Origin of the sequence: Mesorhizobium sp. C372A (genome assembly GCF_030323245.1) — a bacterium.
In the GTDB taxonomy this organism is placed as follows: Bacteria; Pseudomonadota; Alphaproteobacteria; order Rhizobiales; family Rhizobiaceae; genus Mesorhizobium.
The window spans coordinates 2,723,011-2,737,578 of record NZ_CP100475.1 but is presented as its reverse complement, the minus strand read 5'-3'; the positions used below and the strand labels follow the sequence as shown (position 1 = coordinate 2,737,578).

Below are 14,568 nucleotides of genomic sequence, written 5' to 3'. Positions count from 1 at the left end.
GGCCCTGCCGCCTTGCCCGTGCACACCATTCAGAACCGAAGCGCCTTACAAGCGGAGCCGTTCAACGCCCCGCGAAACGATGCATGGCCGGCAAAGCGAATAGACTGCCGTTATGGCTTGGCATTCGGCGCCGGATCGACTAGATGAGCCCCGCGCCTGTTTGATTGACGGGCGCCGGGAAGGGCATCCGCTGGTTGGCGGTGTCCATCAAGCGGGTCTTCCCGCAAATCCCAAAGGGATGCATCTCCCCAACCCGCGTGGCAAAACCGGCCGGCGCGAATGCAAGGACGGAGAGGTGGCCGAGTGGTTGAAGGCGCACGCCTGGAAAGTGTGTTTACGGGAGACCGTAACGCGGGTTCGAATCCCGCTCTCTCCGCCATCGCCGTTGATTTTATTGTATTTTTTGACTATTTATCGATCTGCCATAACCGGGGAAACTCGACGGTAGCAACTCTTCGGAACCTTGCCCAGCCGGATATCTTGAGTCTCGTGGCGGCGGAGCATTTGTTTGTCCCTCACAGCGATGTCGGGTCTCGTAACCCTAATTCGCCGTCACGCCTCACACAAAGAAAAACCCCGCCGAAGCGGGGTTCTCATTTCGGTCAAAAATCTCAGTAGGGAGAATTGCACTCCCGACGAGGGCCGTAGTTCGGCTGGTAGGTGTTGTCCGAGGCGCGGTAGCTGCGGTAATGATCGTAGCACCACTGCACATGCGAATCGCCACCCCGGTAGACGCGATGGTTGTTGTTGAGCGCGCCGGTAATCAGGGCGCCGGCAATGAATGCTCCGGCGGGGAACCAGAAATCGCCGTGGCGGCGATAGCCGTGTCGGTAATGGCGCGAGCCGCGATGGCCGTTCCAGTAGGGGCCGTCATTGTTGTAGCGCGAGAAATTGCGATCGCCGCGATGCTTCATCCACGGCTTGTAGTCCACCGCCTGCACATCGGACGACGCCGAAGGCGCCTGCGGCGTGAACATTTGCGCTGCACCTGCAGGCACAGCGGCGGTGGCCGCGAACGAAACTGACAGCGTGGCCGCCAGCATACCCGATACAATCTTATTCATGATCTTCTATCTTTCCGTTGCCGTCCCTTATGGGCTTTAAACGGTTTAAGAGCGTTCCGGTTCCGCCCGCCTGCCACAACAAAACCCCACACTTGGCGGGGTTCTGTCGTTTGCGATGCGGAGCGGTTAGGCGGAGAGCTTCGCAACCATCTCCGGAGTCAGAATGCAATCCGCCCATGCCTCGTCATCGATCGGCTTTAGGCTGTCCGCCAAGATCTATCCCGATTGGGATCCACGTCCATGAAGGATCCCACGCCGCAAATCCCGCGGACCTTGCTGGTCCTAACCCGTCCCATAACCATAGACGGCAAGATTTGGTCTTTGTGGGTTATCATTGCGCCGAGTTCGAATTTCACGCTCGCTTAGTGGAGAGCTACGTAGCGCCGAAGCGGAAGACGCGACTTGTCGACAAGGCGTAGATCCCATGGTTGGCGGGGAGCGTTGGGCGTGTCCTTGTGCCGGCGCAGGGATGATGATTTGCTGCGATTCAACAAAGCGGGGGAACGCCATGGCGGACACGGTTATGAAAGCTCCGGTTCTGGATGTAGTTTTAGCATCTGGGATCGACGCCGCCTTAGGCACGGTGTCGGTCACATTTGGATCAATCGACACAAAGAGATTCCAACTCGATTTCTCCGCACAATGTGTTCCTTTGGCAATTGCTGCCCTCTCGGCCGAGATGGGAAAGCTCGTCGCCACTCTTCCTGCCGAAATGACACCAAAACTGCAGGGCATTTCTATAACGAGCACTCAACTGGCCATGAAAGAGGACGGCACTGTAGCCATCTTTCTCCGATTGGAGAGTGGAGCGGAACTGCCGCTTGATTTTCGGTTGGACGACCTCACCCGCCTGCGCCAACAAATAGACGAAGCGGTTACGCTGGCGGATCGAAAGACCCACCACTGATATAAGCTTCGTCCCGCTCTACATCCGCGCCTTGGTCATCTCGCTGGTTGCTGCCGGCGTCTGCGATTCCGGCAGCGCGATATAGTGGGCATGGCTTCCTGCCCCTGCTGGCCGGGCTCGGCACAACCGGGCTTAACTGCGACATAGCGCGTTGAGGCTCATTCGCGGAGGGGGCTTCAAAAATGGATCCGGTAACGGCTGCTGTGCTAGTTTTGCTTTCTTGCAGCCCCGGCCAGGGAGTCTGCGAACCACTCGATACATCACCGGCCGTTTTCGGATCCCTTGACACATGCCAGTTGACGCTAGCGAGGAGGCTCGCGGACGCGCCCAACGGAGAGATTGTCGGTCGATGCCGTTTAATCGATCCGATGGCTACAGGTTCCGTTCCCGCGGGATACAGGACCATTGTCGTCACGCGGGGCACAGGGGCGGATTCGGTGAGCCGTCGCTATATCGTCCCGCACAAGGACTGAAGCCCGCGACATCGCCCGCACCTCTTGCGTAGGGGAAAGAGGCGCGGGGCCGACCGGCTGTTTTGCCTTGCGCAAACGCTTTCGGCTGGCAAGTTCATCCACCGGCTATCCGCAGCAGCAGTGCGACACCGATCGCATAAGGCATCAGCACTGCCGCCAGGGCGACGCACATGCCCGGATCGGCGAATACCTGCATTTCCTTGCGAAGCTGTTCCATCGCACCCAACGGCAAAAGGCCCGCTGTGTTCCCAAAAACGGAAAGGGCCAGCGCACACAAGCGGGCGACGGACATCGGGTTCCATTGCTAGATCACCAGCAAGCGCACTTTCCTGCAGCGGAACCCAACGGCCATACGACCGTTGTTCGAAGGACAAACGAAAGGAGATCGCCATTATGGACTGGAATCGCGTCGAAGGAAATTGGAAGCAATTCAAAGGTAAGGTCAAGGAGCAGTGGGGCAAGCTCACCGATGATGATCTCGACCGCATAGCCGGCAACCGCGATCAGCTCGAAGGTACGATCCAGGAACGCTACGGCATTGAGAAGGATCGAGTGCGGCGAGACGTCGACGACTGGTATGGTCGGCAAGACTCGTAGGATAGGACAGTTGAACCTTATCAAATAAAGGGCGCCGTCACGAACTGCGCCCTTTTCGCGTTTTGGCATCCGTGTGCCGTTCGGCTCGGCCTTGAACAAGCGATTTTTGGGAACGTGTCGGCTTTCAGCCGCGCTGATCTCCACAATGGGAGATGCGGCGGTCGTCGTCACCTGTTCCGCCAGAGTTTCAAGCGCTTAGCCCCGGACCTCTGTCTTCACTCTTCGTGCCCCATCTGTCACCGTCGCAACCAACGCGGTAGTGCCGCCTGGTGCGGTCTCAGGTCGCAGATGAGGTAATTCCATGAATTATAACGATATCGACCTCAATCTATTGCGGGTCTTTGACGTGATGATGCGGGAAAGGAGCGTGACGCGGGCGGCTACCGAATTGGGCAGAACACAATCAGCTGTAAGCCACTCCCTGTCGAAGCTTCGGTATCTATTGCAGGATGAATTGTTCACCAGAGATGGCGGCGAGATGCGGCCAACTCCCCGGGCAGTTGAGCTGCTGTCGAATATTTCCGCCGCACTCGCGACGATCCGCGCATCGATCGACCGGCATCAGATCTTCAATCCAGCAACGACGCGACGCAACTTTCGCGTTGGGCTTACAGATTATCATGCCATGGTTTTCATCCCGGGCCTCATTCGAGAATTTTCCAGGCAAGCTCCTGGCGCGACGCTGAACGTCATTCCCGCAAACGGACCCGAAATCGGTTCATCGGTCTATTTGAGACAAGTTGACTGTGCGCTGACGGGAGCAGCGATACGCGACGACCCAGGTCTCTTGAAGGTGGAGCTTGGCCAGGACCGATTGTTTTGCGCGGTGTGGAGTGGAAGCAAGATCGCCAGAAGCGCTATGACGCTGGAAACCTATTTGGCCAGTTCTCACCTCCAGATTTCCGCAGATGGCCTGGCGGAAGGCCTCGCGGATGCCGCCCTCAAACAGATGGGTCTTCGCCGCAATGTCGTTGCGACCATCTCGAACTATCCGGTGCTGCCCTGGGCGCTTCGCGGCACTGAACTGATTACCCATTGCGGTGATGCCATCCTGCAAATGCTGGACGAGAGGAGTGAGGTGACGTTGGTCCCGCCACCCATTCCGATATCGAATGTGAATGCCTGGCTTATTGTTCACCGCCAGATGGCGAATGACCCGGGAACCAGGTGGCTCCGGGAAATCATCGTGGGCATCTACAACGAGTCGCGGACCAAGAGACCAAGGGTCGACCGTCGGAGACCTGGGTCGGCCGTAAAATAGGTCGCGCGCGCTGTCGTCTGTTTCAACACTCGAGCGCCTTTTTACCTGCGAGCGGGTGCTGCGCAATTATGAGGAGCGCTCATTTTGACCATGAGGACAATCGATTTGACGAATAGTTTACCTGGAGAGCACATTCCCTTTCAACAATAACAGGGGAATGCCGAAATGAGATCAACGTTCAAGGGCCTACTTGCCCTCGCCATCGCGTGCACCGCCTCCTCGGCGTGGTCCGCAACCCTCGACAATGTCAAGAAAAATGGCGTGCTGACCTGTGGCACGAATTCGGCCACGGCTGGCTTCAGCCTCCCCGACAATGAAGGCAAATGGACCGGATTTGTCGTCGATTATTGTCGCGCCGTGGCCGCTGCCGTGCTCGGGGATGCGCAAAAGGTCAAGTTCATCCCATTGACGCCAAAGGATCGCTTCACCGCCTTGCAGTCGGGAGAGATCGACATTCTCGCGCACAACGCAACCTGGACATCGTCCCGCGATACGTCGCTAGGCATACTGTTTGCCGGCACGTATTTCTATGACGGCCAGGGGTTCATGGTGCGCAAGGCCGACAACATCACGTCGGCCAAGGGGCTCGACGGCGCATCGATATGCGTCACCCAGGGCACCACGACCGAGTTGAACCTTGCCGACTATTTTCGCTCGCAGTCGATCAAGTACACGACGGTTGGTTTCGCGGACGAGGAAGCTGTGGTGAAGGCTTATGAGGAGGGGCGTTGCGACGTCTTGTCCGCAGACACCTCCACCTTGAACGCGTCGAGGCTTCGCATGGCCAAGCCGGACGACAGCATTGTTCTTCCCGAGCTGATCTCCAAGGAGCCGCTTGGCCCGGCGGTGCGGCAGGGTGACGACCAGTGGTTCAATGTGGCGAAGTGGACGCTCTACGTCATGGTGGCCGCGGAGGAATACGGGGTCACCTCCAAGAACGTCGATGCCATGAAATCGTCGGACAATCCCAGCATCCGCCGCCTGCTTGGCGTGGAAGGCAGCATAGGCAAGGACATCGGGCTCGGCGATAACTGGCCGGTCGAGGTGATCAAACAGGTCGGCAATTACGGCGAAGTGTTCGATCGCAATGTCGGCAAGGATTCGCCGCTGAAAATGGAGCGCGGCATGAACGCGCTCTGGAACAAAGGCGGCGTTCAGTACGCTCCGCCGATCCGCTAATGCATGTCGCTCAAAAATGGCCCCGGTTTTGAGACAACGACATGCATACCGAAGACCCTAAAGCGCGTCGCCTGAGTCCGTTCAAACCCGACGCGCTTTAGGCAAAGGCATGGTTGCAAGGCGCTGGCGTGTTACCGTCAGCGCCTTGCACGGACCCGATAGGAACAGCCCATGTCCCATTTGTCGCTTCCCGCGCCGTCGCGCAGGAGGTTGTCGCTGCACGATACGAAGGTGCGGGGCATCTTCTACCAGCTCTTGCTCGCCGGCTGCCTGCTGGCCTTGACCCTGGGCATCGGCATGCAGACTGCATCGAATATGCGGGTCCGGGGGATTCCGCTCTCATTCGACTTTTGGAATGAGTCTGCCGGCTTCGACATCAATCAAACCCTGATACCGTACGATGCATTGTCCAGCTACGGTCAGGCGTTCTGGGTGGGAGTGGTCAACACCCTCTACGTCAGTCTCCTCGCAATCCTGTTCGCGACCTTGCTTGGCTTCGTCATCGGGGTTGCCCGCCTGTCGCCGAACTGGATCGTTTCGAAGGTGGCGACCGCCTATGTCGAGCTTGTGCGAAATGTTCCGTTATTGCTGCAGCTGCTGTTCTGGTACAACGCCGTCCTCAAGCCGTTGCCCTCGCCGAAGGCGTCCATCGCCATGCCCGGCGGCATCTACCTCAACAATCGCGGCCTCATCGTTCCGGAGATTCATTTGCATCCGGGAGCGGGTCTGGTGGGCCTGGCATTCGTTGCGGCCATTTCCTGCTGCGTTGCATTCTGGTTTCGCGCCAGGAGCGTCCAGAGACGGACGGGCAGGCAGCTGCCGGTGCTTCTGGTCAGTCTGGCGACCTTGATAGGATTTCCGTTGGTCCTTTTCCTGGCGGCTGGCGAGCCGGTCTCGTTCGTCGCTCCGCAGCTGCGGGGTTTCAATTTTCAAGGCGGGCATCAGCTCTATCCGGAGTTTGCCGCTCTCCTGATCGGTCTGTCGGTCTACACCGGTTCATACATCGCCGAGATCGTGCGAGGTGGAATCCAGGCAGTGCCAAAGGGCCAGACCGAGGCTGCGCATGCGCTGGGGCTGGCGCCGGGCAAGACGCTTCGTCTGGTCGTCGTTCCCCAGGCGCTGCGCATCATCATTCCCCCTTTGACAAGCCAGTATCTCAACCTCATCAAGAACTCGTCGCTTGCCGTGTTCATCGGCTATCCCGACCTCGTTCAGATCTTTGCCGGCACGGTGCTCAACCAGACCGGAGCCGCCGTCCAGGTCATGGCGATTACCCTGTCGGTCTATCTCGTCATCTCCCTTGCCACGTCATTGGTCATGAACGCGTGTAACCGACATTTTGCAATTGTTGAAAGGTGACGGATGAGCGATCAGTCCATGCGTTCGCCAGTTGACATCAGCGCGCTCATACCAGCCATGGCGCCTCCCGCGGACGTTCGACCGGGTCCAGTGAGCTGGATGAAAAAGAACCTGTTTTCGACGCCGTCTTCAGGCGCGCTGACAATATGCTTTGTCCTCCTCGCCGCGTGGCTGCTGCATCACTTCCTGAGCTTTGCGATCTTCAACGCGGTCTGGAGCGGCGGCCACGAAGCTTGCCGTACGAACAGCCAGGGGGCTTGCTGGCCTTTCATCGCCGAGAAGTTCGACTACCTGCGATACGGCGCGTATCCGGTTTCCGAGCGGTGGCGGGTGGACCTTGCGCAGGCGATCGGCGCCATCCTCATCGTTTGGCTCCTGTGGACGAAGGCTCCGCGGCGCAAAGTGGCGGCGTTGCTGTTCTTCCTCGTCTACCCCGTGGCCGCGTTCGTTCTCGTGCGCGGCGTTGCCTGGCTTCATTTGCCTGTCATCGATACGACGCTCTGGGGCGGTCTCTTGATCACGTTGCTGATGTCGATCGTGGGTATCGTCTTCTCGCTTCCGATCGGGGTTGTCCTGGCGCTTGGACGCAGATCGGAACTCCCTTTCGTCAAGACGGTTTGCGTCACGTTCATCGAAGTCGTCCGCGGCGTGCCGTTTATCACAGTGTTGTTCATGGCGAACTTCATGATGCCGCTCTTCGTCCCGGATTATCTGACACCTGATCGTCTGTTGCGCCCGCTCATCGCGATAGCGTTGTTCTCGTCCGCCTATATGGCCGAGGTCGTGAGAGCCGGCCTTCAGGCGATCCCGAAGGGCCAACACGAAGCGGCCAAGGCGCTCGGGATCGGCTACTTCGACATGATGCGCCTGATCGTCCTCCCTCAGGCGTTGACGATCGTCATACCGAGCATCGTCTCGACCTTCATCGGTCTGTTCAAAGACACGACTCTGGTCGCCATCGTCGGCATCGCGGATTTCCTGAAGGCCGTCGAAACGGCGCGCGTCGATCCGAACTGGGCAGGCCCGACGATCTCATCAACCGGCTACCTCTTTGCGGGGTTAGTCTACTGGAGCTTTTGCTTCGGCATGTCGCGTTACTCGCAATCTATGGAGCGCCAATTGGCGCGTGGCCACAAATCCTAGGAGGCGATGATTATGCCACAAGCAATGCCCGCGGCAAGGTGACTATCAAATGGCTTGTGCAGACACGCCCGCATCGGCGCTTGGGCAACGACATATCGCGGGAATAGATTTCGACCAGATCCACGACCGTCAGCAGTTCGGATCCGTCAAATGGGCCAACCAGTGGGACGAGTTCTCTCCCCAGGTCGAGGGCCAGGACCTGCTGTCGCTGTGGACGGCGGATATGGACTTCCGCGCTCCGGAAACCGTCATCGCGCGACTGCGCGAGGCCGCGGAGCATGGCATTTACGGCTACACACGCCGCGATCCGCGCCACTATGAGATCGTGCAATCGTGGTTCGCGCACCGGCACAACTGGTCGCCGAAACTGGAGACCTTGCTTCCCGCGCCGGCGATCATGCCGTCCGTGGCTGCGATACTGCGAACCTTCACCAAGCCCGGTGACGGCGTCATTGTGCAGTCGCCCGTGTACTCGCCCTATTTCGAAGTGGTTCAGGGAAACGGGCGGGTTCTGCTTACGAACCGGCTGAGGCTGCAGAACAACAGATATGAACTCGATCTGGAGGATTTCCAGAAACTGGCGGCCGGCGGTGCCAAGGCATTCCTGCTGTGCAATCCTCACAACCCTGCCGGAATGGCCTGGACCCGCGAAGAATTGGCGGCGCTCAACGACATCTGCGAGCGCCATGGCATCCTGGTCATATCCGACGACATTCACTGCGACATAAGGTTGTCGGATCGCCCCCACATCGTCTTCTCCTCCATCTCGGAAGATGCTGCGGAGAAATCGTTCATCTGCACCGCTCCAACGAAGACTTTCAATCTTGCCGGGGTTCCTTCGGCAACCATTTCGGTAGCCAGCAAAAAGCGCCGCAGGGCGCTTCTTGCCGCAATGCAGGCGTCATTCATGGTGAATGCGAACTTTTTCGGCCGCCTGGCCCTGGAGGTTGCTTACAGCAGCGGCGCGCCGTGGCTCGACCAACTCACGCGCTACATCGCCGGCAACATCGATCTGGTTTGCGAGTTCGCCGGTGAACACCTTCCAGGCATCACGCCCATGCGGCCCGACGCATCGTTTCTGGTGTGGTTGGATGCGTGCGCGCTCGATCGCCGAGTGGGTGGAATTCAGAAATTCTTTGTCGATTGGGCCAAGGTTAATCTCTACGATGGCCGCGTCTACGGGCCTGGCGGCGAAGGCTTCATCCGCCTGAATGTCGGCTGCCCGCGTGCTCTGTTGCGCCAAGGACTGGAGCGCATGTCCAGCGCGCTGGCATCCCTGTGATCGACCGCCAGGGTGCTTCGGTTGCGAGCCTGGTACTTGATGCCGGCAGCCGGTAAGGAAACGTCCGAGGGCGACGAGCCGGGTGGCCCGCAAGTCCGGATTCCATAGCCGTGCCGGATACGACGCTCAAGCCAAAGTCGACATGTCCAGCTTGATCGCCGCTACCATTTCACAGCGAACCCGAGCTTGGCTCCCAGGGCGTGGCTATCGCCAAAATCCTTGAGGCTTGTCCGCGCTGTCCCTTCTCCGAAGACGGCGTAGCGACCGTCCGCCCAGCTCAGCGAGCCACCGAGGCCGACACCGCCCCACAGCGCCTGATTTTCGCTGACCAGTTTCGTGCCAGACACATCGACATCATTTCCGTCGAGGAAGTCGTAGTAAAGGTTGCCGAGCCCGTAGATGTGGGTGCGGCTGACTTGCCCCGCATCGTCCACCCACTGGTCTTCATAGTCCGCGGAGAGGCCGAGGCGGCCAACGAAGCTGTTGCTGCTGCCGGGCGACACGACGGCGCCAAACGGGTCGGTGAACGCGTCGAAGTCGACCGAGGAATAGGCAAGCTGGGCCTGCGGCGTCAGCGACCAGTTGCCGTTGAGGGCGATCTTCTGTCCGGTCTCGATGCTCAGCCCGTAGCCGAAACCGTTGTTGCCGTCCGCAAGCGTGGTGCCCAGCGTGGCCGACCGGATGTCACTGTCATACCATGTCGCCTCGGCCTGCGCGTCGACGTAGAAGCCACCGCTGCCGAACCAGGTGAGCGTGCTGCCGACGCCGTAGCCGGTGGCAGCGATCGACCCTGCCCCGAAGATCGAGGAGACGTCCGACGACGCGGTTCCGTAGTGGGCCGTAATCCCTCCGATCAGGGTACCGGCGTCGCTTTCGTGCAGCAGGCCATCGACGCCGGCCTGCAGCTTCCAGGTGGTCACGTCATAGTTCGTGCCGGAGGTCGACGTCTCAGGCTTGATCTCGGCATGGGCAGCTTCGATGCGCGCCCATATCGCCTTGCCGTCGACCGAGCCCTGGCCTGGCAGGTCCGCACCTTGCGGCGTAGCACCCTCGCCCCACGACCGATTGCCAATGCGTTGCTGCATGGTGCCCAGTTCATTGAAGGCCTGCAGCACCCCTTCATAGGCCTCGTACAGAGGCACGCCGGGCGAATAGAGCGGCTGCGGATCGGGATCGCCGTTGACCAGGGCCGAGCGCAGATACCAATCGCCATCGGCCGGTGTGCTGACGCCGTTCTTGTAGAGCCTGTATGCGTAGGCGCCCCCGACGACCGCTGCATCGTCTTCGAAGGTATAATTGCCGTCGAGCGAGAAGCTGCCGTTTGAGACGCCGCCGACGTCGACGATCTTGATGCCTCCGACCGTTTGGGCGCCCGACCCGCCGAAATTGACGACCTGAAGGGTACCCGTCCCTGACGTGTTGCCGGCGATCACCAGCATGTCTGTCGGCGAACCGTCACCACCGAGCGCAGCGTTGAGAACGACGGCGCCGCTATTGCCGACATAGTCGCCGCTTACGGTAAGTGTGTCGCCTGGGACGCCACCCGCGATGCGCACCGTTCCGGCGTTGCTCAGCCCCGCAATCGTCTGGGACGTGCCGGCAAGATCGAGCGTGGCGCCCGAGGCGACGGAAAACTGCGAGGAGGAACTGAACGCGTTCGCAGCGCCCGCGGCAAGCGTGCCGCCGCTGACCGTAGTGGCGCCGGTAAAGCCTGAGTTGTCCAACGCAAGCAGCAGCGTGCCTTGGCCGTCCTTGATGAACGTACCGGCGCCCGAGAGCACGCCGGCATAGCTGGCGGAGGCGACTTGGTCGAATGTGAAGGAGGCGCCGGCGCCGATCGCGACATCGCCACCGAAGCGCTCGGCTGCCGAGACGAGGCCGCCTTGATTGACGGTCCAGTCCAGCAGCGACGTGCCTGACAGCGTCAGCACGCCGGCGCCATCCTTCATCATTGCGCCGGTGCCGGAGATATCGCCGGCGAAGCTGGCGTCCGCCGCCTGGTCGAACACGACAGTGCCGGAATTGCCGATGTCGCCACGAATCGAGGTTGCATCGCCGACCAGCGTGCCAGCGCTGACCAACGTGTTGCCGCCATAGCTGTTCGTTCCCGTAAGCGTCAGCGTGCCGGCGCCGGTCTTGGCAAGGCTGCCAGCGCCAGAGATCTCACCGGACAAGGTCAGGTCGGCCACAGTGTCGAAGGTGCCGCCGGCCGACGAAAGCGTGACGTCGCGCGCCGAGCTGAACGCCGCTGTGTTGCGCAGCGTCCCGCCGGAGAGCGTCAGGCCGCCAGCGGCAACGCCGAGATTGTTGTCGGCTGAAACAGATAGCACGCCGCCCAGGACGGTGGTGCCGCCCGTGTAGGTGTTGGCGCCGGACAGCACCAGCGTGCCCGCATCGGTCTTGGTCAGGCTGCTGGTCCCGGTTAGCACGGAGGCGATGGTGGCGGTGTAACCTGCTCCGGCCACCGTGCCGTCGCCGACCCGAATGATGCTCTCGCCGCCAGCGCCATCAAGCGTGATGGCGTCGCCTTCGATGCGGTAGCCATCGGCGGCGAATTGCATGCCCGTAATCGCAAGCGCGCCGGCGCTGCCGTCGGCGATGACGGTGCCGCCGAGCGTCTGGAAGATGGCGAAGCCGGGCTGCGGCTTCATCGCGCCAGTTACCAGGCCGGTGCTCGTCGTCCAGTTCAGGCTTGTCGCCGTCCACGTGCCGTTGCCGCCGTCGACCAGATCGTTGTTGGCATTCCCGGCCGCGTCACCGTCCCAGAACAACAGGTCGTTACCGACACTGCTGATAAGATTGACCTGGTTGGCGACAGAAGTCTGCACCGTCAAATCGGCCGCCGTGACGCCGGCCGGCAGATTGCCGAGTTCGAGACCATTGTCGGTGAGGGCGCCGCCATAATTGATGAGCCGGTAGACGCCAGGGCCAAAGCCGCCTACATCGGTGATGTTGAGGCTGCCGTCCAGCGTCAGCGCTCCGGTCACCTCGATCAGGTCGTTGACACCGCCGCCGACAATTCCTGCCTGGCCGAGCTCGTAGTCGAGCATAGAACCGGAGCTCAGGCTGAGCGATCCGACCGTAAGCGTACCCGGACTGGAGCCGGGGGCCAGCACGCCGCCATCGGCGACGATCACCGCGCCGCCTATCGAGCCGGAGCCGCCCAGCGTGCCGCCGCTGTTGACCGTCGTTTCGGTATTCCCAAGCGAACCTTCGACGACGAGCTTGCCCCCGTCGACCGTGGTGCGGCCGGAATAGGTGCTGTCGCCGTTGAGCACCAGGGTGCCGGCGCCCTCCTTGTAGACGCCGCCCACGCCGCTCAGCTCGCCATTCGCGGTCAGCGTCGTACCCGCCGCCGCGCGGAAGTAGCCATAGGCGGAAGTGAGCTTGACATCGCGGCTCATGGCGAAGCTTGCTGTCGTGCCGAGTTCGCCGCCGTCGAGTGTCAGCAGGCCCGTAGCGGCACCCAGATTCTGGTCCGACGCGACCGAGATGCTTTTGCCGGTCCCGACCTTGGTGCCGCCGCTGTGGGTGTTGGCACCGGTCAGCGTCAGCGTGCCGAAGCCTTCGATGTCGACGCTGCCCGAGCCGGAGATATTTCCGCCGAAGGTGTGGGGGCCGAGGTCGAGAAACGAGACAGCGCCGTTGTCCAGGATGTCGCCACGGATCGCCACGGTGTTGCCGGCAAGCGTTCCTGCATTGACGATGTTGCCACCCGTATAGCTGTTGGACAAATTGCTGACGTTGAGCGTGCCGGCGCCGCTCTTGACCAGTGTGCCGGTGCCGGTCACCTGGCCTGACACGTCCAACTGCGTGCCTGCCACCGTGTCGAACCCGCCGGTCGAATTGATCAGGACATTGCGATTGGTGGCGAAGCTGGTGGTCGTGCGCAACGTGCCGCCGTCGAAGGTCAAGCCGCCCGAGAGGGCGCCCAGATTGTTGTCACTCGAAATTTGCAGGGTCCCGCCGGACAAGGTCCAAGGCGTGACGGCAGTTGTCGTCCCCGTTAGGGTCCAGGTGCTGTTTCCGGTTTTCTCGTAGAACCCAAACCCGTCATATTTGGCGCCAGCGCCGATCTGCGACACACCGAAACTGGCGCTGATATCGCCACCCAGCTTGAATGTATCCGCGGCGCTGAAAGCGACCACATTGCCTATGATGGTGGAGCCGGCCTGAATCTCCAGCGAATTGACGCCGCCGGTGAACTGGATGGCTTTGCCGGCTGCCGGCGTTCCGCCACCGGTGCCGACGGCACCGCCGCTGATCGTACCCGCATTGATGACCGCGATGTTGGCGCCCTTGATCCCTGCGGCGCCATCGCCGCCTGCCAAGGAGCCCTGACCGCCACTGCCGCCAACGATCGTCGCACCTAGCTTGTTGATGACGGTTCCACCTGAAAGCAGCAGAACAGCGGCGCCACCGTCCCCACCGCCGCCGAGAACTGTTCTTCCACCGGCACCCCCGAGCAGATTCCCGCTGTTCTGGATTGTCCCGCCGCCCATCAGGACGATGGCAGCTGCGCCGCCGCCACCACCTGCTTGGACCCCAATTGTGGAAAGACTCGTGCCGCCGGTAACGCTGCCGCCCGCCTCTACAAACACGTTTGCGGACGAGAATATGCCGACGCCGCCACCACCGCTGCCGCTGTTGCCATTGGTCCCACCTCGGCCGCCAGTGCCACCACTCACCGATCCTGTGCCAGTGACTGTAACGTCGGCCGTGGCACTGACGCCCACACCGCCACCGCCACCGCCGCCGCTCCTGACGACGCCATTCGTGCCAGGGGAGCCCAAAGCGCCGGCCCCGCCGCTGATGCTGGTTGCAATGGTCCCGTCTGTCGAGATGACCAGACCCGTAGCACCAGTGGCACCGGCAACGCCATTTGGGTTGTTGGCTGTCCCACTTACCGCTCCCGATCCTCCTGGCGCCCCGTCACCCGTCGTGAGGTCAATGCCGCCACCACCGCCACCAGCGGTCGCGCCATTGGCGGCATTCTGACCCGTGGCACTCGCGAGCGCGCCGTCAACGCCACCTTGTCCAGCGCCTGCGCTGCTACCATTGCCGCCATCGGCCCGAGCCGGCGCGGCGCTCAGCGCAAGGGCAACAGTTAGGATCGTCAAGGCGGAAGTGCCGGAGCGAAGCGACACGACTTGCGGCAAGCGCGCGAGATGCAAAACCCAAAACCCATCACGCGCAATCCGCTCCGCCATGCCTAAGCTCCCTGATTCCTGAGTGCGCGAAGGCAGCATGAAAGCTATTCGCCCGCAAGAAGTTTATAGTCGTGAGAGCTACCAAGAAGCTAA

Annotated in this window: 10 protein-coding genes and 1 tRNA gene; 8 read left to right on the top strand and 3 right to left on the bottom strand. The window is 61.1% G+C overall.

The features are described from left to right. Positions 1-289 precede the first annotated feature (289 nt). Positions 290-379: transfer RNA gene (locus tag NLY42_RS12995), tRNA-Ser, on the top strand. A 232-nt stretch (positions 380-611) separates the two neighbouring features. Here the strand turns inward: NLY42_RS12995 and NLY42_RS12990 are convergent. Continuing rightward, complete coding sequence (locus tag NLY42_RS12990; protein ID WP_023683173.1) at positions 612-1,064, bottom strand: BA14K family protein; 453 nt, start codon at positions 1,062-1,064, stop codon at positions 612-614. A 508-nt stretch (positions 1,065-1,572) separates the two neighbouring features. On the opposite strand from NLY42_RS12990, the gene NLY42_RS12985 reads away from it, so the two are divergent. Then, the gene (locus tag NLY42_RS12985) at positions 1,573-1,971 is read left to right on the top strand and encodes a hypothetical protein (RefSeq protein WP_023755061.1); all 399 of its coding nucleotides are present in this window, start codon (positions 1,573-1,575) and stop codon (positions 1,969-1,971) included. A gap of 567 nt (positions 1,972-2,538) precedes the next feature. On the opposite strand, the gene NLY42_RS12980 is transcribed toward NLY42_RS12985, so the two are convergent. Then, the gene (locus tag NLY42_RS12980) at positions 2,539-2,736 is read right to left on the bottom strand and encodes a hypothetical protein (RefSeq protein ID WP_156933714.1); all 198 of its coding nucleotides are present in this window, start codon (positions 2,734-2,736) and stop codon (positions 2,539-2,541) included. A 101-nt stretch (positions 2,737-2,837) separates the two neighbouring features. Here NLY42_RS12980 and NLY42_RS12975 point away from each other — a divergent pair, with 101 nt between their 5' ends. From NLY42_RS12975 to NLY42_RS12950, 6 genes are all read left to right on the top strand, one after another. Further along, on the top strand, positions 2,838-3,041 hold the full coding sequence (locus NLY42_RS12975) for a CsbD family protein (RefSeq protein ID WP_023673385.1): 204 nt from the start codon (positions 2,838-2,840) through the stop codon (positions 3,039-3,041). Between the two features lie 301 nt (positions 3,042-3,342). Further along, positions 3,343-4,302 (top strand): LysR family transcriptional regulator, encoded by a 960-nt coding sequence (locus NLY42_RS12970; protein WP_023671116.1) that lies wholly within the window; start codon positions 3,343-3,345, stop codon positions 4,300-4,302. Positions 4,303-4,467: 165 nt separating this feature from the next. Continuing rightward, complete coding sequence (locus tag NLY42_RS12965) at positions 4,468-5,481, top strand: amino acid ABC transporter substrate-binding protein (protein WP_023671115.1); 1,014 nt, start codon at positions 4,468-4,470, stop codon at positions 5,479-5,481. Between the two features lie 210 nt (positions 5,482-5,691). Next, positions 5,692-6,840, top strand: coding sequence for an amino acid ABC transporter permease (locus NLY42_RS12960; RefSeq protein ID WP_353623134.1), 1,149 nt, complete (start codon positions 5,692-5,694; stop codon positions 6,838-6,840). An 18-nt stretch (positions 6,841-6,858) separates the two neighbouring features. Further along, complete coding sequence (locus tag NLY42_RS12955) at positions 6,859-7,983, top strand: amino acid ABC transporter permease (RefSeq protein ID WP_031244332.1); 1,125 nt, start codon at positions 6,859-6,861, stop codon at positions 7,981-7,983. 49 nt (positions 7,984-8,032) lie between these two features. After that, positions 8,033-9,265, top strand: a complete 1,233-nt coding sequence (locus tag NLY42_RS12950) for a MalY/PatB family protein (protein ID WP_050591116.1) — start codon at positions 8,033-8,035, stop codon at positions 9,263-9,265. 161 nt (positions 9,266-9,426) lie between these two features. Here NLY42_RS12950 and NLY42_RS12945 read toward each other — a convergent pair whose 3' ends face one another. Next, positions 9,427-14,475: an autotransporter outer membrane beta-barrel domain-containing protein gene (locus NLY42_RS12945; RefSeq protein WP_286489167.1), complete on the bottom strand. Its 5,049-nt coding sequence runs from the start codon at positions 14,473-14,475 to the stop codon at positions 9,427-9,429. Between the last annotated feature and the right edge of the window lie 93 nt (positions 14,476-14,568).